22 protein-coding genes are annotated in these 26,733 nt (G+C 70.9%); 18 read left to right on the top strand and 4 right to left on the bottom strand.

Annotated features, from left to right (window positions below; translation table 11 throughout):
* Positions 1-49 precede the first annotated feature (49 nt).
* The 6 genes from CIK81_RS00085 (at position 50) to holA (ending at position 8,987) form a co-directional block, all read left to right on the top strand.
* Positions 50-2,692 (top strand): alpha/beta fold hydrolase, encoded by a 2,643-nt coding sequence (locus CIK81_RS00085; protein WP_096166223.1) that lies wholly within the window; start codon positions 50-52, stop codon positions 2,690-2,692.
* Entirely contained in the window at positions 2,689-3,684 is a 996-nt protein-coding gene (locus tag CIK81_RS00090) for an NAD(P)-dependent oxidoreductase (RefSeq protein WP_096166079.1), read from the top strand. Before CIK81_RS00085 ends, CIK81_RS00090 begins: the two co-directional genes overlap by 4 nt.
* 51 nt (positions 3,685-3,735) lie before the next feature.
* Entirely contained in the window at positions 3,736-4,566 is an 831-nt protein-coding gene (locus CIK81_RS00095; RefSeq protein ID WP_114306322.1) for a vitamin K epoxide reductase family protein, read from the top strand.
* Positions 4,567-4,660: 94 nt separating this feature from the next.
* Positions 4,661-5,569 carry a ComEA family DNA-binding protein gene (locus CIK81_RS00100; protein ID WP_096166080.1) on the top strand — a complete coding sequence of 303 codons (909 nt, stop codon included), beginning with the start codon at positions 4,661-4,663 and terminating at the stop codon, positions 5,567-5,569.
* A gap of 36 nt (positions 5,570-5,605) precedes the next feature.
* The gene (locus CIK81_RS00105) at positions 5,606-7,966 is read left to right on the top strand and encodes a ComEC/Rec2 family competence protein (protein WP_114355258.1); all 2,361 of its coding nucleotides are present in this window, start codon (positions 5,606-5,608) and stop codon (positions 7,964-7,966) included.
* Between the two features lie 34 nt (positions 7,967-8,000).
* Entirely contained in the window at positions 8,001-8,987 is a 987-nt protein-coding gene (gene holA, locus CIK81_RS00110; RefSeq protein ID WP_114307290.1) for a DNA polymerase III subunit delta, read from the top strand.
* A 98-nt stretch (positions 8,988-9,085) separates the two neighbouring features.
* On the opposite strand, the gene rpsT is transcribed toward holA, so the two are convergent.
* Together rpsT and CIK81_RS00120 are read right to left on the bottom strand one after the other, a co-directional pair.
* Entirely contained in the window at positions 9,086-9,352 is a 267-nt protein-coding gene (rpsT, locus tag CIK81_RS00115; protein ID WP_096166083.1) for a 30S ribosomal protein S20, read from the bottom strand.
* Between the two features lie 417 nt (positions 9,353-9,769).
* Positions 9,770-10,420, bottom strand: a complete 651-nt coding sequence (locus tag CIK81_RS00120) for a type II toxin-antitoxin system PemK/MazF family toxin (RefSeq protein WP_114307289.1) — start codon at positions 10,418-10,420, stop codon at positions 9,770-9,772.
* A 62-nt stretch (positions 10,421-10,482) separates the two neighbouring features.
* Here CIK81_RS00120 and CIK81_RS00125 point away from each other — a divergent pair, with 62 nt between their 5' ends.
* The 6 genes from CIK81_RS00125 (at position 10,483) to hemW (ending at position 18,018) form a co-directional block, all read left to right on the top strand.
* Positions 10,483-12,171: a circularly permuted type 2 ATP-grasp protein gene (locus tag CIK81_RS00125; protein WP_158541879.1), complete on the top strand. Its 1,689-nt coding sequence runs from the start codon at positions 10,483-10,485 to the stop codon at positions 12,169-12,171.
* Positions 12,149-13,066, top strand: coding sequence for an alpha-E domain-containing protein (locus CIK81_RS00130; RefSeq protein WP_241963850.1), 918 nt, complete (start codon positions 12,149-12,151; stop codon positions 13,064-13,066). The genes CIK81_RS00125 and CIK81_RS00130 overlap by 23 nt, the downstream gene beginning before the upstream one ends.
* Before the next feature lie 342 nt (positions 13,067-13,408).
* Positions 13,409-14,053 carry a M23 family metallopeptidase gene (locus tag CIK81_RS00135; protein ID WP_241963851.1) on the top strand — a complete coding sequence of 215 codons (645 nt, stop codon included), beginning with the start codon at positions 13,409-13,411 and terminating at the stop codon, positions 14,051-14,053.
* 126 nt (positions 14,054-14,179) lie between these two features.
* Positions 14,180-16,054: a translation elongation factor 4 gene (lepA, locus tag CIK81_RS00140; RefSeq protein WP_096166087.1), complete on the top strand. Its 1,875-nt coding sequence runs from the start codon at positions 14,180-14,182 to the stop codon at positions 16,052-16,054.
* Positions 16,055-16,120: 66 nt separating this feature from the next.
* Entirely contained in the window at positions 16,121-16,873 is a 753-nt protein-coding gene (locus CIK81_RS00145) for an MOSC domain-containing protein (RefSeq protein ID WP_096166088.1), read from the top strand.
* On the top strand, positions 16,870-18,018 hold the full coding sequence (hemW, locus tag CIK81_RS00150; protein ID WP_096166089.1) for a radical SAM family heme chaperone HemW: 1,149 nt from the start codon (positions 16,870-16,872) through the stop codon (positions 18,016-18,018). The genes CIK81_RS00145 and hemW overlap by 4 nt, the downstream gene beginning before the upstream one ends.
* Before the next feature lie 328 nt (positions 18,019-18,346).
* On the opposite strand, the gene CIK81_RS00155 is transcribed toward hemW, so the two are convergent.
* Together CIK81_RS00155 and CIK81_RS00160 are read right to left on the bottom strand one after the other, a co-directional pair.
* Positions 18,347-19,363 (bottom strand): DUF4870 domain-containing protein, encoded by a 1,017-nt coding sequence (locus CIK81_RS00155; protein ID WP_096166090.1) that lies wholly within the window; start codon positions 19,361-19,363, stop codon positions 18,347-18,349.
* 208 nt (positions 19,364-19,571) lie between these two features.
* Complete coding sequence (locus CIK81_RS00160) at positions 19,572-20,462, bottom strand: DUF3097 domain-containing protein (protein ID WP_241963852.1); 891 nt, start codon at positions 20,460-20,462, stop codon at positions 19,572-19,574.
* A 106-nt stretch (positions 20,463-20,568) separates the two neighbouring features.
* Here CIK81_RS00160 and hrcA point away from each other — a divergent pair, with 106 nt between their 5' ends.
* From hrcA to CIK81_RS00190, 6 genes are all read left to right on the top strand, one after another.
* A complete protein-coding gene (gene hrcA, locus CIK81_RS00165; protein ID WP_096166092.1) occupies positions 20,569-21,579 on the top strand; it encodes a heat-inducible transcriptional repressor HrcA in 1,011 nt (336 codons plus the stop codon).
* Positions 21,580-21,719: 140 nt separating this feature from the next.
* The gene (gene dnaJ / locus CIK81_RS00170; RefSeq protein WP_096166093.1) at positions 21,720-22,850 is read left to right on the top strand and encodes a molecular chaperone DnaJ; all 1,131 of its coding nucleotides are present in this window, start codon (positions 21,720-21,722) and stop codon (positions 22,848-22,850) included.
* 37 nt (positions 22,851-22,887) lie between these two features.
* The gene (locus CIK81_RS00175; protein ID WP_096197632.1) at positions 22,888-23,676 is read left to right on the top strand and encodes a 16S rRNA (uracil(1498)-N(3))-methyltransferase; all 789 of its coding nucleotides are present in this window, start codon (positions 22,888-22,890) and stop codon (positions 23,674-23,676) included.
* A gap of 328 nt (positions 23,677-24,004) precedes the next feature.
* Positions 24,005-25,000, top strand: a complete 996-nt coding sequence (locus CIK81_RS00180) for an ATP-binding cassette domain-containing protein (RefSeq protein WP_096166095.1) — start codon at positions 24,005-24,007, stop codon at positions 24,998-25,000.
* Entirely contained in the window at positions 24,997-25,824 is an 828-nt protein-coding gene (locus tag CIK81_RS00185; RefSeq protein ID WP_096166096.1) for an ABC-2 family transporter protein, read from the top strand. Before CIK81_RS00180 ends, CIK81_RS00185 begins: the two co-directional genes overlap by 4 nt.
* Entirely contained in the window at positions 25,817-26,686 is an 870-nt protein-coding gene (locus tag CIK81_RS00190; RefSeq protein ID WP_096166097.1) for an ABC transporter permease, read from the top strand. The genes CIK81_RS00185 and CIK81_RS00190 overlap by 8 nt, the downstream gene beginning before the upstream one ends.
* Positions 26,687-26,733 lie beyond the last annotated feature (47 nt).

Raw genomic sequence — 26,733 nt, forward strand, 5'->3', positions numbered from 1 at the left:
CGCCGCCGCCAAGGGCCGCCGCCGCGCCGCCACCCCCGAGGTGCCCGGCATGCCCGGCGTCGACCCTCGTATCAGCCGCACCGTGGAGGTGCGTGATCACGCCGGCGAACTGCGCCGCTGGCACCTGCTGGACTCCGGTCCGCTGCTGGCCGAACGGGGCATCACCCCGCAGGGCACGCTCCTGGCCGTGCACGGGAACCCGACGTACTCCTTCCTGTTCCGCTCCCTGGTGCGCGAGGACATCCCCTGGCGCCTGATCGCGGTGGACCAGCTGGAGATGGGCTGGTCCGAGCGCACCGGCACCAACCGTCGCCTGCAGGACCGCATCACCGACCTGTCGCTGCTCACCGACGCGCTCTCCGTGCGCGGCCCGGTGGTGACCGTGGGCCACGACTGGGGCGGCATCGTCTCCGTCGGCTGGGCCCTGGACAACCGCCATGACCTGGCCGGGATGATCCTCACCAATACGGGCATCCATCAGGAGCTGGGGGAGAAGCTCCCCAAGGCGCTCCAGCTGGCCACGGCTCCTGCCTTCCTGCCCGCCTCGACCTCGCTCACCGACGGGTTCCTGCGCACCACTCTCGCGCTGTCGCGGCCGCCGCTGCCCCGCGAGGTCCAGGACGCCTATCTCGCGCCGTACCGGTCCCGTGCGCGCCGCAAGGGCATCGAGCACTTCGTCGCCGACATCCCGGCCGAGGCGACGCACCCCTCGCGCCCCACGCTCGAGCGGCTCGCTGCCGGCATCGGCGATCTCCAGGTCCCCACGCTCCTGGCCTGGGGCCCGCGCGACGTCACCTTCTCGGACCGCTATCTGCGCGATCTGATCTCCCGCGTCCCCCACGCCGACGTGCATCGCTTCGAGAAGACCTCCCACCTCGTCTGGGAAGATGCCGACGTCGCCGGACTCGTCTCCGACTGGCTGCGTGAGCGGTTGGACCCGTCGGCCGCCCAGAAGGAACCCGCCGAGCGGATCGCGAGCCCGCGCCCGGTCTCGTCGTTTGCGGAGCAGGTCCCGGAGCGTCATGTGGGCGCACCGATCGCCCGCCTGGCCTCGGACCCCGCCCACGCGCACCGGCCCGCCGTGGTCGAGATGTCAGGGCCCGACGGCGAACGCCGCGAGATCTCGTGGTCGCTGCTGAACCGTCGCGTGGACGACATCGCGGCCGGCCTGCTCGGCCACGGCGTGCGTCCCGGTGATCGCGTGAGCATCCTGATCACCCCGGGCGCCGACCTCACCGGCGTGCTCTACGCCTGCCTGCGCATCGGGGCCGTCGCCGTGATCGCGGACGCCGGACTCGGCATCCCCGGGCTCACCCGCGCCGTGGTCGGGTCCCATCCGGACTGGTTGATCGGCATCAAGACCGCCCTGGTGGGCGCCCGCGCCATGGGCTGGCCCGGCCGACGCCTCAGCGTCGAGCAGCTGCCCACCGTGGACCGCGCCGCCCTCGGTGTGGAGAGCTCGATCGCGCAGCTGGCGACCTCCGGCTCGCTGATGCGCGACCTCGGTGCACCGCTGGACGCCCCCTGGCCCGATGCCGACGCGGATGCCGCGATCCTGTTCACCTCCGGCTCCACCGGACCCGCCAAAGGCGCCGTGTACACCCATCGGCAGATGAGCGCAATGTTCACCGCGGTGGGCGACACCCTGCAGCTGGACCCCGAGCGCGGCCTCGTGGCCGGGTTCGCGCCCTTCGCCCTGCTGGGCCCCGCCCTCGGCGCGCCCACCGTCGTCCCGGACATGGACATCACCCGTCCCGGTGAGCTCACCGCCCCGGCTCTCGCCGAGGCGATCGACGCTCTCGGCGAGCCCGCCGTGTTCACCGCCCCTGCGGCGCTGCGCAACATTCTGGACACCTCTGCCCAGCTGGACGAGTACGGGCGCGCCGCCATCGCGAGCGCGGCCAGCTTCTTCTCCGCCGGTGCCCCGATCCCCGCGCACCTGCTGCGCGAGCTGCGCACGCTCATGCCGCATGCCCGGGCGCTCACGCCGTACGGGATGACGGAGTGCCTGGCCGTGGCCGCCATCGATCTCGAGGGGATCGAGGCGGCCGGCGAAGGCTCCGGCGTGTGCGTGGGCAGGCCCGTTCCCCGCGTCGAGATCGCCATCGCCGAGATGGACGGGGAGGGTCGCACCACCGGCGAACTCTCCGACGTCCCCGGACGCAGCGGGGAGATCCTCGTGCGGGCACCGCATGTGCGCGACCGCTACCTGATGCTCTGGGGCACCACGCACCACTCGATGCGCTTCGAGGGCTGGCACGCGACCGGCGATGTGGGCCATCTCGACGCCGAGGGCCGGCTCTGGGTGGAGGGCCGCGCGGACCATGTTCTCGCGACGGCCGACGGGCTGTTCACCCCGGTGCAGATCGAGGAGGCCGCGGAGACCGTGCCGACGGTGCGGCGTGCCGGCGCGGCCGCCGTCGGGCCCCGTGGCACCCAGCAGGTCGTCGTCGTCCTCGAGACCGAGGAGGGCTATAGGCCCGGCAGGCCCGGCAAGCCGCGCGCCGCCTCCACGTCCCTCCAGGAGGCCGTGCGCCGCAGCGTCCGTGAGCGCTCCGGCGCCGAGGTGGTGGCCGTGTTCACGACCAGCGCTCTGCCCACCGACATCCGGCACAACTCGAAGATCGATCGGGCGGCGCTGTCCCGCTGGGCGGGCCAGACGCTGCGCGGCGAGAGGGCCGACGCCCTGTGAGCGCCCCGACGATCCTGGTCACCGGCGCCTCCGGAATGCTCGGGGGCGCTGTGGCGACGACCCTGCGTGACCGCGGTGCCCGCGTGCGCGCCTTCCAGCGCCGCCCCGCGGGGATCCCCGGCGTCGAGGACGTCACCGGTTCCCTCACCGCGCCCGACGAGGTGCGGCGCGCGGTCGAGGGGGCCGACGCCGTCGTCCATCTCGCGGCGAAGGTGTCGATCTCCGGACCCGAGCACGAATACCGCGCGATCAACATCGACGGCACCGCCAACGTCCTGGACGCCCTGCGCGCCCAGGGCGGCGGCTCGCTCGTGAACGTCTCCTCGCCGTCCGTCGCCCATCTCGGACGGGCGATCGAGGGACTCGACGCCGCCCCGGCCGACCCGGAGCGCGCTCGCGGCCCCTACTCGCGCACCAAGGCCTCGGCCGAGCTGCTGGCCATGGCGGCCGATGGCGAGGACGACCTGCTGGTGACCACCGTGCGCCCGCACATCGTGTGGGGCCCGGGGGACACCCAGCTGGTGGGGCGCATCGTGGATCGTGCCCGCAGTGGCCGGCTGCCGCTCCTCGATGAGGGCATGGCCCTGATCGACACCACCTACGTGACCAATGCCGCCGAGGCGATCATCGCCGCCTACGACCGCATCGAGGACGTCCACGGCGAGAGCTTCGTGATCACCAACGGTGAGCCGCGCACGGTGCGCGACGTGTTCAACGGCTGGTGCGACGCCGCCGGCGTGCGTCGTCCCACCCTGCGCGTCCCCGGTTCCGTCGGCCGCTTCGCGGGCCGCGTCGTGGAGAAGATCTGGGAGAAGCGCCCCGGCTTCGACGAGCCGCCGATGACGGAGTTCCTCGCCGAGCAGATGTCCACGGCGCACTGGTTCGATCAGCGCCGTACCCGCGAGCGCCTGCAGTGGACGCCCCGCGTCACGATGGACGAGGGCAATGAGCATCTCGCCGCCTGGTTCCGCGAGCACCCGGTCACCGACTGAGCACTCGCGGCGCCGCACGAACCCCTCCGCACGGAAGATTCGGGAACCGACATGAGCCAGCACGACGCCGCCTCCGACCGTGACAGCACCCGTGACGACCTGCCCGACGACAGCACGGAGCACGTCGCCGGCCGGGGGTCGCGTGGGTCGAGCTCCGGACCCGACGGAGCTGACGGAGTCGACGGATCCGTCGTAGTCGCCGGATCCTCCGGCTCCGGGGGGACGACTGGACCCACGGACGACGAGCTCCTCGCGGAGATCGACGCCGAGCTCGCCGCGGAACGGGCGGCCGTGCGCCGGGCCGGGCCCCGACGCACCGGGGCCGTACTGCTGATCGGCTCGCTCCTGGGATGGATCGCTGCACTCGCACTCCTGCTGGACAAGGAGGTGCTGCTGGAGAACCCCGGAGCTTCGCTCTCCTGCGACATCAACCCGTTCATCTCCTGCGGGAACGTGATGATGACCTGGCAGGCCTCCGCGCTGGGGCTGCCCAACCAGGCGATCGGACTGGCCGGGTTCGCGATCATGGGCGTGGTCGGGGCCCTCATGCTCAGCGGCACGCAGCTGCCCGGCTGGTTCCGCTGGGCTCGGCTGGGCGGGGTGACCTTCGCCTTCGGCTACGTCCACTTCCTCGCGATCTCCGCGATCTTCTTCATCCGCGCGCTGTGCCCATGGTGCATGGTCGTCTGGACGGTCAGTGCGCCGATGTTCTTCGCGACCCTCGCGCGCACCGTGGAGAGCGGCGACCTGCGCCCGCCCGCCGGCGTCGCGGCAGTCCTGCGCCACTGGGTGGTGCTCTCCGTGGTCTGGTACCTGCTGGTGATCGTCGCGATCCTGGCCCGGTTCCGGCACCAGTGGCTGGCCATGATCGGGATCGGCTGACAGCGGCCGGGACCTTTCCTCCCCAGGGGTCCTGCATCCCCACTCGCCCGCCCGGGAGTGACCGGTTCGCCGGCCGCTCCCTAGGGTCGCGGGCATGGGAGAGCACGAGGGGTCCTCGAGAACGCCGCGCGGCACGGCGGCGCGCCATCGGCGCACCGGACAGGCGCTGATCGAGCGGCGCGATCACACGGCGCAGAAGCCGTCCCGGCGCCTAGCGCTGCCGGCTCCAACGCCCTCGGCATTGGTGGGGATCGCCGTGCTCGTGCTGATCGCGGTGGGCGTCATCCACCTCTCCAGCACCGGATCGGCGGTCCCGGTCGATGACCCGGGCAGCGTCGTCGCCGTGCCGTCCGGTGCCTCCGGAGAGCCCGACGCGGAGACTGCGGAGGCCGCGGGCGGCGCGCCGATCGGCAGCAGCGATGACGACGCCGACGGGGCGGACGGGGCCGGAACGAACGGCTCCGCCTCCGCCGGCGCGTCGCCCGATACGGGCGGCGCAGGTGCTCCGGGTGACGCCGACGGACCGGAGGAGCTCGTCGTGCACGTCTCCGGAGCGGTCGCTGACCCCGGTGTGGTCCGCCTTCCCCCCGGCGCACGCGTGGACGACGCCCTGAGCGCTGCCGGCGGCCCTCGGGACGACGCTGATCTGGAGTCGGTGAACCTCGCCCGTCCACTGGCCGACGGCGAGCAGATCCACGTGGCGGTGCCCGGTGAGGACCCGCCGGCCGGAGCGGCGCCTGCGCCCGGAGCCGCTCCACCACCCGCGTCCGGGGGCGCACCGGAGACGTCGTCGTCGACCGGCGGCGACGGCGCACTGATCAACCTCAACACCGCTGATGCCGCCCAGCTCGAGGAGCTGCCCGGGGTGGGGCCGGCGATCGCCCAGCGGATCCTCGAGCACCGAGAGAAGAACGGCCCGTTCACGTCGGTCGATGGACTGCTCGAGGTCTCGGGCATCGGCGCAGCGACCCTCGAGAAGATCCGGGACCAGGCGACGGTATGAACCTCGCAGCCTCCGCACCACTCGATGGACCGCCCGGTGCAGCGCGCTGATCTGCGGCTGCTCCCCGCTGCCGCCTGCATCTGGGCGCTCGCAGTGCTCGGGGTGGCCGCCGGCGCAGCTGCCGCTGTCGCCGCAGGGGCGCTGCTGATCTCCCTCGCGCTCACCGTGATCGTGCTGGCGGGCCACGGGCCTCGTCAGGCCCTCTTCGCCCATGTGGGAATCGTGGTGCTCGCCGGGGTGCTCCTGTTCCCGGCCCTCCTGCGCCACGGCGACGCCGCACAGACTCTCGAGGACGCCGCTGCCGAGGGCGTGGTCGTGGAGCTCACGGTCATCGCAGGAGGTGACCCCTCGCCCCCTGCGTCCGGCCCCGCCTGGTCGCAGGGCGGTCTCCAGGTGATGGCTCGTACCGAGCGCGGGCCCGCACGCCTCGGTCGCGAGCAGGTCACGCTGCCCGCCTCGTTGCCGCTCCTGGTGCGCGCCCAGGGCGAGGCGGCACCCGGTCTCGCGCGCGCTCGTGATGGCGACCCGATCCGGATACGAGGAGTGCTCCGCACCAGCGGTTCGCTGGTGGTGCTGTCCGCTTTTGAGGCGACACCGCTGCACGGGAGCGGACCGGGAGCCTGGGCCCAGACCGCCCGGCATGCTCTGCGACAGCAGGCCCGCGCCGCGACCGACCACCTGCCCGCCGATGAAGCCGCCCTCGTGCGCGGGATGACCAGCGGCGACACCACCGGTCTCAGCGAGGAGTCCGAGGAGATCATGCGTCGCGCCGGGATCTCCCACCTGGTCGCGGTCTCGGGCGCGAACATCGCCCTCGTCCTGGCCGCCGTGCTCGGCCCGCTGCTGCTTGCCGGAGTGCGCCGACGCCCGCGGATCGTGATCGCAGGGGCAGTGGTCGCCGGGTACGTCTGGCTGGTGGGGGACGAGCCCAGCGTGCAGCGCGCCGCCACGATGGCCGTTCCGCTGCTCGCTGCGCGGTTCGCCGGAGTGCGTGCCTCGCCGGTCGCAGTGCTCGCGCTCACGGTGGCCCTGTGGTCGGTCCTGGATCCGGTGACCGCGGCGTCGGTCGGCTTCCTGCTCTCCGCCCTCGCCACCGCAGCCATCCTCATCGCGGCCCCGCCGCTCGCCTCCGCGATCGCGGAGGCGAGCGGGCAGCGGCTGGGGGAGGGGCTGTCACTGGTCATCGCCGTTCCGCTCGTCGCCCAGCTCGCGTGCACCCCACTGCTGATCCTGCTCACCCCCGAGATCTCGCTCTGGGCGGTGCCGGTCAACATGCTCGTCGGCCCGTTGGTCGGGCCCTCCACCGTGGTCGGGCTCCTCGCCCTCGTCGTCGGCACGCTCTGGCCCGCTGCCGCCCGCCTGCTCGACACCGTCGCCGCCGGAGGCGCCCATCTGGTGCTCCTGATCGCCCGTACCGCTGACGCCCTGCCCGGGTCCCGGATCACCGTGCCGGCCGGTGCCACCGGCGTTCTGCTGGCGATCTCGGCGATCCTCGCGCTCACGATCGCGATCGCCGCGCGCCGAGCACCGCTCGTGCGCTGGGCGACGGCCGCCGTCCTGGTCGCAGCACTGGCTCCCGGACTCGCGCGGCACCTTCCCACGCACGGCGCGCCCGAGTGGACGATGGCCGTCTGCGCTGTCGGCCAGGGCGACGCGATCCTGCTGCGGTCGGCGGCCGGCACCGCGGAGCAGACCACCGTGCTGCTGGACACGGGCCCGGACCCAGCGGCCCTGCGCGACTGCCTGGACCGACTCTCCGTGCACCGTCTCGATCTGCTCGTGCTGACGCACCCCCACGCCGACCACACCGGGGGTCGGGAGGCGCTGACCGGGAGCAGGGCGCCGGATGAGCAGTGGATCTGCCCGCTGCCCGACGCGGCCCGCTCCGTGGTGCCGGACGTGCCCGTCACGGTCGCCACCACGGGGCACTCCTGGCAGCGCGAGGGGCTGGCGCTCGAGGTGCTCTGGCCGGGGTCCGCGCAGGATGCGATCGTCGCGACCGCCCGGGAGGACGGATCCGGCGAGGGGGACGCGGCCAACGACTGCTCCGTCGTGGTCGCGGCGACCTGGCCGGACGGGACCCGGATGATCTCCCTGGCGGACCTCGAACCCGCCGCGCAGGAGCAGGTGGCTGCCGCGGGTCCGGGACGGGCCGACGTCGTCAAGGTCGCCCATCACGGCTCGCGGCGCCAGCACGAGGAGCTCTACGACCTGCTGGGCGCCGATCTGGCCCTGATCACGGTGGGGCAGGACAACACCTTCGGGCACCCCACCGACGACGTCCTGCAGCTCTTGCGGGAGGACGGCACCGCTGTGATCCGCACCGATCAGCACGGCACTGTCGTGCTTCCCTCGGCGGATCCAGCCGCGGCTCGCGCTGTCGGCCCCGCCCGATAGGATCATGCAGGTCCCCGAGCAGTGAGGAGCTCCCGTGAGCGATGTCGAGTGGCACAGTGTCGCCCTCGCACCGATCGTGCTCGTCCACGGCACCGAGGCGCTGATCGCCGACCGTGCCGTGCAGCGACTGCGAAAGCTGGCCAAGGCGGCGGATCCGTCCGTGGCGATCCATGAGCTCTCCGCCGATGCCGCCGGTGTCGGCGCGCTGTCGCAGGTCGCCAGTCCGTCCCTGTTCGGAGAACCGCGCTTCGTGCTGGTGCCCGATCTGCAGTCCGCTCCGGACGCCCTGGTGCTCGAGCTGCTCGAGTACGTGAAGAGCCCCGAACCCGAGGTGGCTCTGGTCCTGGTGCACCGGGGCGGCAACCGGGGCAAGAAGCTGCTGGACGCCTTGAAGAAGGCCGGCGTGCCACGGGTCGATGCCAGCCCGGTCAAGCGTGCGGGGGACAAACAGGCGTTCGTGGCCGCCGAGTTCGCCCGCGCCGAGCGTCGGATCCAGCCCGATGCGGTGACGGCGCTCGTCGACGCCTTCGGGACGGACCTGGCCGAGCTCGCCGCCATCAGCCGTCAGCTCATCGAGGACACCACGCCGGACGAAGGGGAGCAGGCCACTCCGATCACCACCTCCGAGGTGCATTCGGTGACCGCGGGTCGCGTGGAGTCCACCGCCTTCGCCGTGGCGGACGCCGCGATCGCCGGGCGCGAGCAGGAGGCGCTCCAGCTGCTCCAGCAGGCCCAGCTCGCGGGTGCCGATCCGGTGCCGATCGTCGCGGCCATCGCATCGAAGATGAGGTCGCTCGCGAAAGTGACTGCTCCCGGTGCGAATGCGCGCACCCTCGGCATGCCCGACTGGATGCTGCGGAATCTCTCGCGCGAGGCCCGGAACTGGAGCAGTCGCTCCTTGGCTCGCGCGCTCGAAGCAGTGGCCCGCGCCGATCACGAGGTCAAGGGCGCAGGTCGAGATCCGCGCTGGTCCGTGCAGCGCATGGTGATGGAGATCTGCCGAGCGCGCCGCGCGCGCTGAGCCCAAGGGGGCAGGCATAGACAAAGGGCCCGACGCGGATCATTCCGCATCGGGCCCTTCCTCATGCTGTCAGGCGGGGGTGCCGCCGACGAGCATCGTCACTTGGCGGAGCCGGCGACCAGCTTCGCGAGACCGGACTTGCGGTTCGCAGCCTGGTTCTGGTGGATGACGCCCTTGGAGACAGCCTTGTCGAGCTTGCGCGAGGCGGCCTGGAGCGCCTTGTCGGCAGCGTCGGCGTCACCGGTGGAGACGGCGGCCTTGACCTTGCGGATGTAGGTCTTCAGCTCGGACTTGACGGTGCGGTTGCGCAGACGCGCCTTCTCGTTCGTCTTGTTCCGCTTGATCTGGGACTTGATGTTTGCCACGAAAGACTCTTCTCTAGTGCTGCTGAGGTGGATCATCCATGGCGGCCGAGGAACGGAACCGACGGGGACGGCGGTGGGGATTCGCCTGGAGACGTCGATACCGGGGTCGCTGCCACGGGTACTCGCCCGGGTCGCACCGCCATCACCCCCTGAGACACAACGGGATCACGGCATGCGCACACCGAACGGTATGTCACACATACGAGGCAAGACCTTACCAGAGCAGCTTCATCGCACGCACCCGGTGTGCGCCGTGTCTCGTCGTCGTACGGACCGACCTCTCCTGTGTGCCGTGGAGGGGCGAAAGCCGAGGTCAGCCATGACCAGCCGAGGTCAGTCACGGTCAGTCCTGGTCAGGCGAGGCAAGGAGAGGCAAGGCGGGGCGAGGCCGGGCCTGGCAGGTGAGCGCAGGCGAGCTCAGACGGGCCAGCCGTGCGTGGAGCGCACCGCGTCGGCGACCCGGTCGAAGCGCGACCGCTCCAGCCGTCCGCCCTCCCGCCGCACGGTCGCAGGGTCCAGCCGCAGCAGGCGGTCCGCGCGCACCTCGGAGGGCCGTCCCTTACGGTCCCAGTCACCGGCACCGATGTCCACCCAGGTGGAGCCGTACTCATCGGTCGTGATCTCGCCGGCCCTCGCCCGGTCCCGCGAGGTGAGCATGAGCGCCACCAGCACCTGGCCGGAACCGTCGGCGCCCCCGGCGGCTGCCGCCTCCTCGGCGAGCACGAGCACGGGTCGGTCCTTGCCCTGGCCCAGGTCCTCCTCGTAGTGGACCCACGCCCACACGACCTCGCCCGGATCGGGGCGGTCATCGGCGTGCGGGGAGTAGCTGATCGCGACGGGGCTCGAGGGCTTCCGGTCCTGGAGCACCTGATCAGAGACCGCAGCGCTGGAGCGGGGCGCGTCGGAGCGGTGCCCGTCAGCGGGGGACCGGGTGCCGGACTCGCCGCGTCGTCCGGTGGTCGACACCGCGCGGACGGCGGCACGACCCAGGTCGCGCGCCCCACGACGAACTGCGGGAGAGCGGGCGGCGAAGCGCAGCACGGAGGACAACCGGGAGGACAGGGACATGATTCTCGATTCCAGGATGCAGCACACCCCGTCGGCGCGGGTACGGTGTATCGATGGTAGGCATGCACGCTAACTCGCTGTTCCAGCGCGCCGAGACCGGATCGACCGGCGACGAGATGTTCGCTCCCGATGGCTCGGTACGTCCCACCTATGCCGCGCTGCACGACGCCTTGTCGGGACTGGGCCACGAGGAGTTCCGAGCACGCTCGGAGTCTCTCGCCCGCAGCTATCTCGACCAGGGCATCACCTTCGACTACGCGGGAGAGGAGCGCCCCTTCCCCGTCGACGCGATCCCTCGCGTCATCGCCGCCGAGGAGTGGTCCCGGGTCTCATGCGGCATCGCCCAGCGGGTGCGCGCACTGGAGTGCTTCCTGGACGACCTCTACACCGAGCAGTCCGCCGTCACCGACGGCGTGATCCCTGCCGAGCTGATCAGCTCCTCCACCTACATCGTGGACGAGATGCGGGGCTACCGGCCGCCCAACGGCGTGCGCATCCACATCTCCGGGATCGATCTGGTGCGCGACGGTGACGGTGAGTTCCGGGTGCTCGAGGACAACGTGCGTACCCCCAGCGGGGTCAGCTACGTGCTCTCGAACCGCAGGGCGATGGCGCAGACCTTCCCCGAGCTCTTCGGCGACCGTCCTGTGCGGCGGGTGGGCGAGTATCCCGGTCGTCTGCTGGCCGCGCTCCAGGCCGCCGCTGCGGAGATCGCCGACGAGGATCCCACCGTCGTGGTGCTGACGCCCGGGCGCTACAACAGCGCCTACTTCGAGCACTCCCTGCTCGCACGGACCATGGGCGTCGACCTGGTGGAGGCCGGCGACCTGGTCGAGCGCAACGAGCGCATCTACATGCGCACCACCGCCGGGCTGCGCCGGGTCGACGTGATCTACAAGCGCACCGATGACGATTTCATCGACCCGGAGGTGTTCCGGCCCGATTCGATGCTGGGAGTGCCGGGTCTGGTGCGCGCGGTGCTCGCCGGCAACGTGGTGCTCGCCAACGCCATCGGCAACGGGATCGGCGACGACAAGCTGACCTACACCTACATGCCCGATCTGATCCGGTACTACATGAACGAGGAGCCGGCGCTGCCCAACGTCGACACCTGGCGTCTCGAGGAGCCGGATTCGCTCACCGAGGTGCTCGACCGGCTCGACGAGCTCGTCGTCAAGCCCGTGGACGGCTCCGGCGGCAAGGGCATCGTGATCGGCCCGTCGGCCTCTCGCCGAGAGCTCGACGGGCTGCGGGATCGCCTGCTCGCCGATCCTCGCGGTTGGATCGCCCAGCCGGTGGTGCAGCTGTCCACGATCCCCACCCTGGTCGAGTCCGGGCCCGAGCCGCGCCACGCGGATCTTCGGCCGTTCGCGCTGAACAGCGGCGACGACATCTGGGTGCTTCCCGGCGGACTCACCCGCGTGGCGCTCCCCGAGGGCGAGATGATCGTGAACTCCTCGCGCGGAGGCGGTTCTAAGGACACGTGGGTGCTCGCGCGTCCTGCGGGTTCCGGACCTGCTGCAGCGCCTGCGGAGACCTCCGGGACTGAGGACGAGCGGATCGAGGATCCGCTGGACGACGACTACGACGAGTTCGACGACCTGCCCGAGGACCATTCCGAGGAGCCCACGCGGGAGCCCGATCCCGTGACCGCGGCGATCCGGATCCTGGATGATCAGGACGTCGACGTTCCCGAGACGCACGACACCGCCACGACGAAGGGGGCCGATGATGCTCAGCCGGATCGCTGATTCCATGTTCTGGATCGGCCGCTACGTGGAGCGCGCGGACCAGACGGCCCGGATCCTCGACGTCACGCTCCAGTCGATCACCGAGGACGCCTCGGAGGACGTCGAGCTCGCCTGCGCCGGCGTGTACGAGATCTTCGGCATCACCGATGACGCGAGCGCCGACCTCAGCGTCCAGGGCGTCATCGACCGTCTGGTGACCGATCGCCAGAACCCCTCGTCGGTCTCCGGAGCGCTGCAGACCGCTCGCGAGAACGCCCGCGGAGCCCGTGAGGTGCTCTCGACCGAGGTGTGGGAATCCCTGAACACCACCGCGCTGGGGATGCCGCGCGGCGTGCGCCCCTCGCGCATGCACGGCGCGTTCCAGCTCGCCAAGGACCGGTGCGCCGTGGTGAGCGGTCTGGTGGACGCGTCGATGACGCGTGACGAGGCCTGGCTGTTCCTGCGCATCGGCATGCTCCTGGAGCGGGTCGACATGATCGCCCGGATCCTGCAGGCCCACGATCTGGAGGACAAGTCCGACGGAGCGACCGTGATGCTGCTGCGCAGCTGCAGCGCCCACGAGGCGTACATCCGCTCCTACCGGGGCCGGGTGCGTGCCGCACAGGCGATCGAGTTCCTGCTGCTGGACTCGATCTTCCCGCGGTCGGCCGCCTATTGTCTGCTGGAGATCGACGAAGCGCTCGAGACGCTCGCCAAGCTCCACGGCAGCAGCTTCGACCGCATGGGCACGTCCGAACCGGGCCGACGGATCGTCGGCCGCGCCGCCGCGAGCCTGCGCTTCCGCTCGCTGGACGACATCGTCGCGGACTTCGAGGACGAGATGGAGCAGCTGCAGAAGGTCACCGGCGCGGTGACCCGAGCGCTCGGCACGACCTACTTCAACCCCGCCGCCTAGATCAGGAGGCACGACGTGCGACGTGGACCGCTGGTCACCGCTGCCGCGGCCGGAGTGCTCTGCGCCAACTCCCTGCCGCACCTGGCGACGGCCGCTGCAGGCCGGACGATGCTCACCCCTCTGGCGGGTCGTGACTCGCCCGCAACGGTGAACGCCCTCTGGGGGGGGGGCGACGAATCTCCTCGCGGGGCTCGTGCTGATGCGGGCGGCCTCAGGGCGGTCCGCCGAGGCGGGAACTGCGCGCGAGGCGTTCGGGATCGGCGTCGTCGCCTTCTCGGCCTGGGCCGTGATGGGGGAGCGGCTGCTCGGGTTCAACAGCGCTCCGCATCCTGACGGTCCTCCGTGACCGGGGCGGACGAGCCGACCCGCGTCATCGGTCTCCAGCTGCCCATGCGGGGGCTCATGGTCGCCAGGAACAGCCCTGCCAGCCGCGTGCCCAGTCACGGCACCGAGCTGTTCGCCACCGCGCAGGCCCTGGACCTCGTGCCGGTCGACGACCGGGGGCGCACCGCGCCCGTCGGCCTCCGCGCGCTTCTCGTCCCGCAGCGCCCCGAGGAGTTCCCCGGGTTCGGCCGGGAGGTTCTCTCCCCAGCTCCGGGGATCGTCCACGCGGTGCACGACGGGGAAGCGGACCATCCTGCCCACCGCGGCCTCCCATCGCTCCGCTACGCCCTCACGCAGTCCCGGCGCGCGGCCGCGGGATGGGCCTCCCTGGCCGGCAACCACGTCCTGATCCGACTGGGCCCGCCGCAGGACCGCGTGTTCCTCGCGCTGTGCCATCTGCGCCGAGGCAGCATCGAGGTCGTGCCCGGGGAGACGGTCGAGACGGGTCGACTGCTGGCGAGATGCGGGAACTCGGGCAACAGCACGGAGCCCCATCTCCACCTGCAGCTGATGGATCACGCGGATCCGGTCACGGCGACACCCGTCGCGTTCGACCTCCCCGGAGGGCTTCCCCGCGACGGCGGGCTCCTCGGGGAGCCGTGACCCCCGGTGTGACGTCGGCCCCCGCACGGCGGCGTTGCAGGAACGCATCGCGGCCCCATGAGACGATGAGCCGATGCTCCGCGCGCCCGCGGAGCGGAATACGCACGGACGAGAGGACGTAAGCCGGTGACCCCGAGGATCGCGGCCGACCAGGCCCGGGACATCCTTCCCGCGTCGACGCCCCAGGAGCGGCTGCGGAACTTCTGCATCATCGCGCACATCGACCACGGCAAGTCGACGCTCGCCGACCGCATGCTCCAGATCACCGGCGTGGTCGAGGAGCGCGCCATGCGCGCCCAGTACCTGGACCGCATGGACATCGAGCGCGAGCGCGGCATCACTGTGAAGAGCCAGGCCGTGCGCATGCCGTGGCAGGTCGACGGCACGAACTATGCGCTGAACATGATCGACACGCCGGGGCATGTCGACTTCACCTATGAGGTCTCCCGCTCGCTGGCCGCCTGCGAAGGCGCGATCCTGCTGGTCGACGCCGCTCAGGGCATCGAGGCGCAGACCCTCGCGAACCTGTACCTCGCGATGGAGAACGACCTCACCATCATCCCCGTGCTCAACAAGATCGACCTGCCCGGCGCCGAGCCCGAGAAGTACGCCGCAGAGATCGGCCAGCTGGTGGGCGTCGACCCCGATGACGTGCTGCGCGTCTCCGGCAAGACCGGCCTCGGCGTCGAGGACCTGCTCGATCATGTCGTCAAGACGCTCCCGCCCCCGGTGGGCGAGTCGGATGCCCCGTGCCGTGCGATGATCTTCGACTCCGTCTACGACACCTACCGCGGCGTGGTCACGTACATCCGGGTGGTCGATGGCTACCTGAAGTCCCGCGACCGGATCGACATGATGTCCACCGGAGCCCACCACGAGCTGCTCGAGATCGGCGTGAGCTCCCCGGAGCCGCATCCCACCCCGGGCATCGGCCCCGGCGAGGTGGGGTACCTGATCACCGGCGTGAAGGACGTGCGCCAGTCCAAGGTCGGCGACACCATCACCACCTCCGTCCGCGGAGCCGAGGAGCCCCTCGAGGGCTACGCGGATCCGAAGCCGATGGTGTATTCCGGGCTGTTCCCGATCGACGGCTCCGACTACCCGGTGCTGCGCGACGCCCTGGACAAGCTCAAGCTCAACGATGCCGCGCTGAACTACGAGCCGGAGACGTCCACCGCCCTCGGCTTCGGCTTCCGCGTCGGCTTCCTGGGCCTGCTGCACCTGGAGATCATCCGCGAGCGGCTCGAGCGCGAGTTCAACCTCGAGCTGATCTCGACCGCCCCGTCCGTCGTGTATCAGGTGATCATGGAGGACGGCACCGAGGTCGAGGTCATGAACCCCTCCGACTTCCCCGAGGGCAAGGTCGACGAGATCAGTGAGCCGATCACCAAGGCCACCATCCTGGTGCCCAGCGAGTTCATCGGCGCCGTCATGGAGCTGTGCCAGTCCAAGCGAGGCATGCTCGGCGGCATGGACTACCTCAGCGAGGACCGCGTCGAGCTGCGGTACACGCTGCCCCTGGCAGAGATCGTCTTCGACTTCTTCGACCAGCTGAAGTCCAAGACGCGCGGCTACGCGTCGCTGGATTACGACATCTCCGGCTCCCAGGTCGCGGATCTGGTGAAGGTCGACATGCTCCTGCAGGGCGAGCCGGTCGATGCGTTCAGTGCCATCGTGCACCGCGACAAGGCCTACAACTACGGCGTCGAGATGGCCGGGAAGCTCAAGAAGCTCATCCCTCGCCAGCAGTTCGAGGTGCCGATCCAGGCCGCCATCGGGGCGCGCATCATCGCTCGCGAGAACATCCGCGCGATGCGCAAGGACGTGCTGTCCAAGTGCTACGGCGGTGACATCTCGCGCAAGCGCAAGCTGCTCGAGAAGCAGAAGGAGGGCAAGAAGCGCATGAAGAACATCGGGTCCGTCGAGGTCCCGCAGGAAGCCTTCATCGCCGCGCTCTCCTCCGACGAGGGCGACATGCCCAAGGACTCCAAGAAGAAGTGACGACGCGCGGCGGCATGACCGCCGCATGATCGCGCTCGGGACCGACCCTCGAGGAGGACCGGACAGATGACCGCACCCACCACCCTCAGCGTCGACATCGACCGCACCGCACCGGGGCGCATCGCCGCCGTCTGCACCGTCGCGCAGCTGTTCCCCGTCGAGGCCAGCGGCCTGATGAGCGGGATCGACAAGCGTCCCGTCGATCAGCCGATCCGTCTGCTCACCCATGGCGTCCTGGGGGATGTCCAGGGCGACCGCGAGCATCACGGCGGACTGTTCAAAGCCGTCTACGCCTTCTCCCGCGAGGTGCGCGAGGCCCACGCCGCAGCACGCGAGCTCGATCTGCCCGACGGTTCCTTCGGCGAGAATCTCGTGACCCTCGGCCATGACACCGACGAGACCGTGATCGGAGAGCGCTGGCGGATCGGCTCGGCGCAGATCGAGGCGACCACACCGCGCAATCCGTGCGGCACCTTCGCCGCCTGGATCGGTGATCGTCGTTGGGGTCGACACTTCACGGCCGCCGGCCGGGCCGGGGCCTACTTCCGCATCGTGGACGAGGGCGAGGTCTCCGCCGGCGACGAGATCGAGGTCCTCCATCGGCCCGAGCACGGGGTGAGCATCGGGGACGCCTTCCGCGGACTCACCGCGGAGCAGGCGCACGCACTGCTGGACTGGGCGCAGGAAACGGAGACCGTGCTGTACGACTCGCTGGTGGCCTCGGCTCGCACCGTGCTGTCCCGCGCCGGGGAGCAGAACGACTTCCCTGAGCGCCTGGCGTCGACCGGTCGCGGGCTCGGACTGGGGATGGGGCTGTGAAGGACCTCTCCGTCTACGTCCATGTCCCGTTCTGCGCGGTGCGCTGCGGATACTGCGACTTCAACACCTACACCGCGACAGAGCTCGGCGGCGGCGGATCCCAGGCGGAGTACCCCACCAATGCGATGCGCGAGATGGATCTGACCCTCGCCGCCGATCGCGCCGCGGGCTACGACTACGACCAGATCTCGACCGTCTTCTTCGGCGGCGGCACTCCCACGCTGCTGCCGGCCGACGATCTCGTCGCGATGCTCACCCATCTGCGCACCCTGCTCCCGCTCGCGGAACGCGCCGAAGTCACCACCGAGGCGAACCCGGACTCCGTGACGAAGGACTCGCTGCAGCAGCTGGCAGACGGCGGGATCACCCGCGTCTCCTTCGGCATGCAGTCCGCAGTGCGCTCGGTCCTGCGCACTCTGGATCGCACTCATGATCCCGAGCGGGTCCCACAGGCCGTCGCCTGGGCGCGTGAGGCGGGACTCGCGGTGAGCCTGGACCTGATCTACGGCACGCCGGGGGAGACCCTCGCCGATGTCGAGACCTCGGTGAAGGCCGCGCTGGCCTGCGGCGTCGACCATATGTCCGCGTACTCCCTGATCATCGAGGGCAACACTGCGATGGCCCGTCAGTTGCGTCGGGGCGAGCTCGAGGCTCCCGACCCGGACGACATGGCAGACAAGTACGAGCTGGTCGACGATCTCGCAGCGGCCGACGGACTCTCCTGGTACGAGGTCTCCAACTGGGCGCGCACCGAGGAGCATCGCTCGCGGCACAACCTCGCCTATTGGCGCGGGGGCGACTGGTGGGGGATCGGACCCGGGGCGCACCGTCACCGCGACGGCCTGCGCTCCTGGAACGTGAAGCACCCCAGCCGGTACGCGGCCGCGATGACCGACGGCAGCCTCCCGGTCGCAGATTCCGAGCGGCTGAGCGCTCAGGACCGTCTGCTCGAGAGGATCATGCTCGAGCTGCGCATCGCCGACGGTCTGCCCGTGCACGAGGTGCCCGAGGAGACCCGCTCGATGCTCGCCGTGCACCGCGAGCGTGGCCACCTGGACGCGGTCGCCCTGGACGCCGGGCGCGCGGTGCTGACCCGGGAAGGCCGGCTCTTGGCTGATGCGGTCATTCGCGACCTCGTGCCCTGAGCCCGTCGACGAGCTCGCCTCGTCCGAGGCCGACCAGGGCAGCGTGACGCTGCCCTGGGGATCGAGGTCCCTACCGAGCTGCTGCCGCGGAGGATCGCTCCCCGGATCCGGCAGTGCGAGGACGACGGCGTGACGTGGATGCCACGGGCAGCTGTCGTCCCTGCGCTCCCGAGGAGAGGTGCACCCCCGAGGGAGCGGACGGCGTCGAGAGGAGCTGAGGCGCTGACGGCATCGAGGCTCGTCGAACGCCGGAGGGGGACGGACGAGGGCCCTGCGATCCACGGATCGCAGGGCCCTCGTCGACCAGGTGCTCCCGGGGGAGCTCAGATCACTTCACCAGACGGATGTTCAGCGGGTAGCTCCACCACTGACCCTGGTTCGCCTTGACGGCGCCGATGATCGAGAACACCAGCTGAACCAGTACTGGAACACCGGCGAGCGGGAACAGTGCCCATCCGAGACTAAGAGTCAGGATACCGAATATGCCGATCGCGACCCAAAGGACGACGGTGGCGATCGCGACGCTGATCGCTCCGTTGAGGGCCTCCGCCGCGTGGAAGCGCACGAAGCGGTTGCGGTCCTTGTAGACCAGGAAGATGATCAGCGGTCCCACCCAGCCGAGGAAGCCCCAGGTCATGACGTGGCCGAGGGTCACGCTGAGCTGGGAGAGCATTCCCCAGAGGCGAGCGTCGGAGTCGTTGACCGGCTGACCGGTCAGGGGGCCTTCATACACGCCCTCGGTGCCGGGCGGCGGCGCATCGACCCCGGCCGGGCCGGGATAGGGAGCCTGCTGCTGGGCGTACGGCCCCTGCTGCCCGGGCTGACCCTGCTGGTGCTGCCCCTGCGGGCCTGCCAGAACGGGCTGGCTGTACTGACCCTGGCCCGCCTGGCCCGCCTGGCCCGCCTGGCCCGCCTGGCCCGACTGGTCGTAGGAGCCGGGCTGCGCCTGCCACGCCGCGCCGGCACCGGAGCTCGCCGCATACGGGTCCTCAGCCCCGCTGGCGGACGCCGCGGAGGCGCCGTACGGGGACGCAGCGGAGACCTGCTCGGGATCGGCCGACGCACCGGCGGGCTGGGCGCTCGCGGAATAGGCGAAGGGATCATGCGGGTGCAGGGCCGGATCGGAGGTCGGGCTGGCCTGGTCCTCGTCCGCGGCAGAGGCGGTGAAGCCCTCGCGGGACGCATCCTGCCCATAGGGGTCGACGGGGTTCTGGCCGGCCGCGGCGTTCTGGTCGCCGGCGGCGGGCATGGAGCCCGCAGGGGCCTCGGGGACCGACGGCTGCTCGGGGACGCCGTGTCCCGGCTCGGTGCCGTACGGATCGTTCGGGTGCGGGATCTGGCTCATGATTCCTCTTTCGGGTCGGGCCGACCGCAGGGGCCGACGACAGCTGATGCAACCAGCCTAGTCAGCCCGGCGTGCCGGGTCCCCAGGGGGAACCGCAGACTCGAGCGGGGGATTACCCCCATGCCCGTCCGGTGCAGGAGCGTCGCAGGGGGCACGCGACAAGTGATGCGAGAGAACGAGGAAGCGACGGAGCAGGTCCAGGGCAGGGTCAGGCGGGGTCCATGGTCACGAAGTCGATGAGCTCCTCGATCCGGCCGGAGAGGGAGGGCTCGACGTCGGCATATGAGCGCACGGTCGACAGGATCCGCTTCCATCCCAGCCCGATGTCGGCCTGGTCCTCGTGAGGCCAGCCGAGCGCGGCGAGGGAGCCGACCTTGATGTCGGTGCCCTTGGGGATGTGCGGCCATGCCTCGAGGCCCACCCGGGCCGGGCGCACGGCCTGCCAGACATCGACGTACGGGTGGCCGAGCACGGTCACGTTGCCGCGGGCGCCGGGCAGCCGCATCACGTCCGCCGCGATGCGGGACTCCTTCGAACCGGGGACGAGGTGGTCCACGAGGATTCCGAGCCGCCTGCCGGGGGCGGGGGAGAAGTCCTGGACGCGTTCGACGAGATTGTCGGCGCCCTCCAGCTGCTCGACCACGATGCCCTCGATACGCAGATCATGGCCCCACACCTTCTGGACCAGCTCGGCATCGTGGGTGCCCTCCACCCAGATGCGGGAGGCGCGGGCGGTGCGTGCTTTCGCGCCCTCGACATAGACCGATCCGCTCGCGGAGCGTCTGCGCACCGGCGTCTGCGGAGCCGGGGCGGTGGCGCGGACGAGCACCACGGGCTTGCCGTCGATCATGTAGCCGGGGCCGAGCGGGAAGGTGCGGCGCCTGCCGCGCCCGTCCTCGAGCTCGACGATCAGCTCTCCGGCGATCTTCTCCACGCGCGTGATGGCGCCGGTGAAGCCGGTGGAGGCCTCCTCGACGACCAGGTCCCGCTGGGCGGGGACCTCACGGGCCGCGGGACGGCGACGGTGATGGGCGGGAGGACCGGAGGACAGCACGTCATGGCCGTACCGGTCGGGGAAGCTTCCGGATGCTGCAGGCACGCGCGACACCATACCCTCGTGGCGAACGCCTCCCTGCGAGCATCGCCGGGGGCGCGTAGGATTGGCACTCGGCACGGGTAAGTGCCAGCCGCACGCAACGCAGGAGGTGAGGGACACGGACGCCCGGAAACTGCAGATCCTCGGTGCGATCGTCGAGGACTATGTCTCCACCCGTGAGCCCGTCGGCTCCAAATCGCTGCTGGATCGCCATGAGCTCGGCGTCTCGGCCGCTACCGTTCGCAACGACATGTCCTCGCTCGAGGAGGAAGGGCTGATCCATCAGCCCCACACCTCGGCCGGGCGCATCCCGACGGACAAGGGCTACCGCGCCTTCGTGGACCACGTCGCGACGGTCAAACCGCTGTCGGCACCCGAACGTCGCGCCATCCAGACCCTGCTGGAGGACTCCGGTGACGTCGAGGAGCTGCTAGGCCGGACCGTGCGTCTCACGGCGCAGCTCACCCAGCAGGTCGCGATGGTGCAGTATCCGGCCCGTCGGCAGGCGCGCATCCGCCACGTGGAACTGGTCAAGGTCGCCGAGTCCCTGCTCCTGGTCGTCCTGATCACCGAATCGGGTCGGGTCGACCAGCGCACCGTCCCGGTGATCTCCGGCCAGCCGGTCGAGTTCTACGCAGATCTGCGCGATCAGCTCAACCGCGCTGTCGCCGGCCGCGAGGTCACCGATCTGCGGCGTCCTCTCGCGGATCTCTGCGAGACCCTGCCGCTGTCGGAGCGCCCGGCCGCCGTCGAGGTGGTCGATGCTCTCTCCGCGCTCGCTGCGACCCGCACCGAGGACCGGATCATGCTGGCCGGCACCGCCAACATCGCCCGCGCCGCGCAGGATTTCGCACGCGACGTCGAGCCGCTGCTGGACGTGCTCGAGGAGCAGCTGGTGCTCATGCGCCTGTTCACCGAGATGCATGCCTCCCCGGGCGCGGTCGAGGTGCGCATCGGCGCCGAGCTGCAGGATCAGGCGCTGCATCAGGCGGCGCTCGTCGGCGCCGGGTACGGTGCGGGATCGCACCTGGCGATCCTCGGCCCCAGCCGCATGGACTACGTCTCCGGCATCTCGACCGTGCAGGCCATCGCGCGCTACGTGTCGCGATATCTCGAATGACACCGCGGGCACCGCGCCGCTGCGCGCATGCGCCCGCACCGTCAGGTCCTCTCGGACCGTCCCACCCATCCGTCAGCATCACACCGCGTCCGCCCGCCACGGCTCCTGACGCCCCGACTCACCGGTAAGGATCCTCCACCGTGAACGACGACTACTACGAACTCCTCGGCGTCTCCCGAGAGGCCTCCACCGAGGAGATCAAGAAGGCGTACCGGAAGCTCGCCCGCAGCCTCCACCCGGACGTCAACCCCGACCCCGAAGCCGCGGAGCGGTTCAAGAAGGTCTCCCAGGCCTACGAGACGCTCTCCAATGCCGACAAGCGCCGTCAGTACGACATGGGCGGCGGCCCCGGCATGGGCGGGGGCGGCTTCGGCGGCTTCAGCGGCGGCGCCGGTTTCGACGTCAACGACATCTTCGACATGTTCGCCGGCGCCGCCGGGATGCGCGGGCGCAACCAGGGCCCCGTGCCCCGCCAGCGCCGCGGCGGGGACGTCCTGCGTCGCGTGAAGATCGACCTGCGCGACGTCGTCTTCGGCACCGAGCAGGAGGTCAACTTCCGCACCGCAGTGCTGTGCGAGCATTGCGGCGGCGCCTGCGCCGAGCCCGGCACCAGCCCCACGCGCTGCACCGCCTGCAACGGCAGCGGCCACGTCCAGCGCGTCGCCCAGTCGCTGCTGGGCCAGATGGTGACCATGGCGCCGTGCCCCACCTGCGAGGGCCACGGCGACGTCATCGAGACGCCCTGCACGAGCTGCGCCGGCCACGGCCGCACCCCGTCGGACCGCTCCGTCACCGTCCGCATCCCCTCCGGCGTGGAGAACGGCACGCGCATCCAGCTGCGCGGCGAGGGCGAGACCGGCGAGGCCGGCGGCCCCTCCGGCGACCTGTTCGTCGAGCTGGCCGTGGCCGACCACGACGTCTACGTGCGCGACGGCGACGACCTGGTGATGACCATGGCGGTCCCGATGACCTCCGCTGCGCTCGGCGCGACCATCCCGCTGGAGACCTTCGACGGCGCCCAGGAGATCGACGTGAAGCCGGGCGCCCAGCCCGGCGACGAGATCACTCTCAAGGGCCTCGGTGTGACCCCGCTGCGCCGCGAGCGCCGGGGCGACATCCGCGTCGTCCTCGACGTCGCCGTGCCGAGCTCGCTGACGGACGAGGAGCGCGAGCTGCTCGAGCAGTTCGCCGCCCTGCGCGGCGACGAGAGCACCCGCCGCAAGGGTCACGGTCCGTTCTCCAAGCTGCGTGACCGCCTGCGAGACCTCTGAGCCGACGTCCGCATCCCCTGACCGCACTGGAGCCGACATGCCCACCACCCCGCCCGGGTTCCTGATCCTCGACGATTCTCTGAGCTTGGCGCGCGAGGGCGATCTGCTCACCCTGGACGGGGAGGAGGGCCGCCACGCGGCGAAGGTCGCCCGGATCGGTGTGGGGGAGAACCTCCAGCTCACCGACGCTCCCGGGCGCCAGGTGCTCACCGAGGTGGTCACTGCCCGCAAGGAGGCGCTGGACCTGCGGCTGCTGGCGGACCCGTCTGCGGCGATCCAGCGGCTGCCGAAGCTCACGCTGGTGCAGGCGCTGGCGACCGGCGGTCGCGACGAGCAGGCCGTGGAGTCGGCGACCGAGCTCGGGGTGGACCGCGTGGTGCCGTGGATCGCCGAGCGCTCCGTCTCCGTCTGGCGCGGGGAGAAGCTCACCAAGGGCCGTGCCCGCTGGGAGGGCACCGTGCGCGCCGCCGTGAAGCAGTGCCGCCGGCCCGGCATCCCGTCCGTCGACCCGGCAGCGACGAGCAAGCAGCTCGTCGGGGCGCTTGCGGAGGCCGCAGCCGACGGCGCACTCGTGCTGGTCCTGCACGAGCAGGAGCACGTGGGCCTCATGAGTCTCAGCGACGAGCTGCGCACAGCCAGCGCGGACGATGTCGCCGAGATCATCGTGGTCGTCGGCCCCGAAGGCGGCATCAGCCCCGACGAGCTCGCCGCCCTGCAAGGGGCGGGCGCGCGCTCCGTGCTGCTGGGCCCGGAGGTGCTGCGCACCTCGACCGCGGGACCCGCCACGATCGCGGTGCTGAGCTCGCTGATCGGCCGTTGGGGTTGACCGGCCCCGAAGGCTGACCGGCCCTGGAGGCTGCCTGGCCTCCGGCGTCGGCCGTCGGTCGGCCGCTCGTGCTGACCAGGACCTGGTTCGGGTGGGGGCACGGGCCCCGCGGGACGTGCGACTGACGGACAGAGGTCGCTGACGGAGACGGGCCGCTGACGGACGATGCGGTCCGACCAGTCGTCGAGTCCGGCTGGCACCCTGCGATGCACTGTCTCGGTGAAAGCGTGTGACCGGCGGCACTCCTGCTTGTAGAGTCGTCCACCATGATCTCCGACTCCTTCCTGCCCGTTCTCGGACTGGCGGGCCCCGGCGTCGGGATGCGGCGATGATCCGGGCCGAGACCCTCGTCAAGGAGTTCACGCGCCCGCAGCGCGTGCAGGGACGCTTCTCCGGGCTGCGCTCCTTCCTCAGCACCAGGACCGTCACCACACGGGCCGTCGATGACGTCTCCCTGCGCATCGACGACGGCGAGATCGTCGGCTATCTGGGCCCCAACGGCGCGGGCAAGTCGACCACGATCAAGATGCTCACGGGCGTCCTCGTGCCGACCTCCGGGCACGTCGAGGTCGAAGGGATCGTCCCCTGGAAGGATCGCCGCGCCAACGCGCGCAACATCGGTGCGGTCTTCGGCCAGCGCAGCCAGTTGTGGACCGATCTGCCGCTGCGGGAGTCGTTCGACCTCATCGCCTCGCTGTACGGCCTGGATCCCGTCGACTACCGGCGTTCCCTCGACGGATTCGTGGACCTGTTGGAGATGGGCCCCTTCCTGGACACCGCCGTGCGCTCACTGTCGCTCGGACAGCGGATGCGCGGGGACATCGTCGCGGCGATGCTCTACCGCCCGCCGGTGCTGTACCTCGACGAGCCGACCGTCGGCCTCGACGTGGTCGCCAAGGCGCGGATTCGGGACTTCATCGCGGAGCAGAACCGCACCGAGGGCACCACCGTGCTGCTGACCACGCACGACATCTCCGACATCGAGCAGCTCGCGCGGCGGGTGGTGATCATCGACGACGGGCGGATCCTCTACGACGGCGGCCTGGAGAGTCTCCGCGACCGCTATGCACCCTTCCGCGAGATCGTGGTGAGCGCTCCGCGCATTCCGGACTCCACCGATGTCCCCGGGCTGACCCTGACGCGCACCGTCGCCGCCGGGGACGAGGTGCGCGCGACGTTCCGCTTCGATCCCGCCGACCTCTCGGCGCCCGCAGCGATCGGCCGTCTGACCTCGTCACTCGCGATCACCGACCTCTCCTCGCGGGAACCCGACGTCGAGGACGTGATCCGCCAGATCTACACCGACCGCGGCGTGGTGGCATGAGCACCGCCACGGCGCGGCTGCCCGCCCGGCGGGTACGCGCCGGGCTGCGGGCCTCTGTGCGGCACGCCGCACGCTCCCAGTTCGCTTTCCGTGCGTCGACCTGGACGGGGATCGTCGGCTGCGTGCTCCAGGTGATTCTCGTGCATCTCGTGTGGACCGCCGTCTACGGGGAGCGGACGGTCGTCTCCGGGGTGGCCCAGGGCGATGCGGTCACCTACGCGGTGCTCGGCGTGCTCACCACCACGATCTTTCAACCGTTCATCTTCGATTCGCTGTTGGGCAGGCTCCGCACCGGAGCGATCGCGTTCGACGTGATGCGGCCGATCTCCGCAGTGCCGGTGGCGCTGGCCCGCCAGCTGGGCGGCACGCTCGCCCAGCTGCCGGCGGCCGGGGCAGCGCTGGTGGTGGGTCTCGCGCTCGGGGCGATCTCTCAGCCGGGGTCCTGGCTCTCGGGAGCCGCCTGCTTGCTCTCGCTCATGCTGGGCTTCACCATCGCCCTGATCGTGAACTTCACCGTGGGCCTGGTGGGCTTCTGGACCCTCGAGACGGGCGGAGCGTTCCTCATCTACCGGATGCTCGCCCAGTTCTCGTCAGGAGCGCTGATCCCGCTGTGGTTCATGCCCGCCTGGCTCCAGGATTCCCTGACGCTGCTGCCCTTCTCCGCGCAGGTGTTCGTGCCGCTGTCGATCTACGTGGATCAGGATCCCGGCTGGCACACCGTCAGGGCCCTCGGCCTGCAGGCCATGTGGGTCGCGGTTCTGGTCGCCCTCGCGACGCTCGTATGGCATCGGGCGATCCGGAGGCTGGTGATCTTCGGTGGCTGACTCTTCCGCCCCCTCGTCCGCCCCGCAGGGGAGCCCGCGGCAGGGCACCCTCGCCCGGCCCGTCCCGTCCTGGCGCACCTACGCGATCCTGCTCGGGGCGACCTGGCGGAGCATGCGCGTGCACCGGATGAATCTCGTGCTCACCTTCCTCGGCAGCGCCGCGCTCCAGGGCACGCAGCTCGCCTTCATCGGCGTGCTGCTGAACGCTTTCGGCACCATCGCCGGCTGGGACGTGGCAGAGGTCGCCTTCCTGTACGGACTGCGCCTCACTGCCCACGGGGTGTGCACGATCAACTTCGGCCAGCATCGCGCGAGCGCGCTCGCGGTGCGCAACGGGGACTGGGACCGCTACCTGCTGCGCCCGGCACCTCCGTTGATGCAGCTGCTGACCAGGTTCTTCAACCCCGGCACCCTGGGCGATCTGGTGCTCGGTGCGGCGATCCTGCTCGCCGCCGCGTCCCGGGTGGACATCACCTGGTCGGCGTGGTCCGTGGTCTACGTGGCGCTTGCGGCGATCGGCGGAGGATTGGTCGAGGCAGGCCTGCAGATCGGGGTCTCCGGGCTCGACTTCCGGATGGGACCCACCACCCGCGTGAAGGACACCATCGACCGCGTGCTGACCGATTTCGGTGCCTATCCGATGACGATCTTCGGGACGGTCGGCACCTGGCTCCTCACGTTCCTGCTGCCGTTGGCCTTCATGGCCTACCTGCCGGCCACCGTCGTGCTCGGACACACCGAGGGCCTGGTCGTGCCGTTGTGGCTCGCTCAGCTCTCACCGCTCGCAGGACCCGTGATCCTGGTCGCCGGCGTGGCCGTGTTCCGGTACCTCTCGCGCTGGTACGCGAGCCCGGGGCACTGACGGCGTGGGCCCCGTCGGCAGCTCGCCGGCGGGGACCACGGGCCAGA

Source organism: Brachybacterium sp. JB7, assembly GCF_003335205.1.
GTDB classification, from domain to species: Bacteria; Actinomycetota; Actinomycetes; order Actinomycetales; family Dermabacteraceae; genus Brachybacterium; species Brachybacterium alimentarium.

What these genes read in the sequence shown, in the direction of transcription:
- CIK81_RS00180 (WP_096166095.1), top strand. Translation starts at nt 24,005, where the DNA reads ATGATCCGGGCCGAGACCCTCGTCAAGGAGTTCACGCGCCCGCAGCGC.
- CIK81_RS00185 (WP_096166096.1), top strand. Translation starts at nt 24,997, where the DNA reads ATGAGCACCGCCACGGCGCGGCTGCCCGCCCGGCGGGTACGCGCCGGG.
- CIK81_RS00130 (WP_241963850.1), top strand. Translation starts at nt 12,149, where the DNA reads ATGATGCTCAGCCGGATCGCTGATTCCATGTTCTGGATCGGCCGCTAC.
- CIK81_RS00155 (WP_096166090.1), bottom strand. Translation starts at nt 19,363, where the DNA reads ATGAGCCAGATCCCGCACCCGAACGATCCGTACGGCACCGAGCCGGGA.
- CIK81_RS00125 (WP_158541879.1), top strand. Translation starts at nt 10,483, where the DNA reads ATGCACGCTAACTCGCTGTTCCAGCGCGCCGAGACCGGATCGACCGGC.
- CIK81_RS00175 (WP_096197632.1), top strand. Translation starts at nt 22,888, where the DNA reads ATGCCCACCACCCCGCCCGGGTTCCTGATCCTCGACGATTCTCTGAGC.
- CIK81_RS00120 (WP_114307289.1), bottom strand. Translation starts at nt 10,420, where the DNA reads ATGTCCCTGTCCTCCCGGTTGTCCTCCGTGCTGCGCTTCGCCGCCCGC.
- CIK81_RS00095 (WP_114306322.1), top strand. Translation starts at nt 3,736, where the DNA reads ATGAGCCAGCACGACGCCGCCTCCGACCGTGACAGCACCCGTGACGAC.
- CIK81_RS00100 (WP_096166080.1), top strand. Translation starts at nt 4,661, where the DNA reads ATGGGAGAGCACGAGGGGTCCTCGAGAACGCCGCGCGGCACGGCGGCG.
- CIK81_RS00145 (WP_096166088.1), top strand. Translation starts at nt 16,121, where the DNA reads ATGACCGCACCCACCACCCTCAGCGTCGACATCGACCGCACCGCACCG.
- CIK81_RS00085 (WP_096166223.1), top strand. Translation starts at nt 50, where the DNA reads ATGCCCGGCGTCGACCCTCGTATCAGCCGCACCGTGGAGGTGCGTGAT.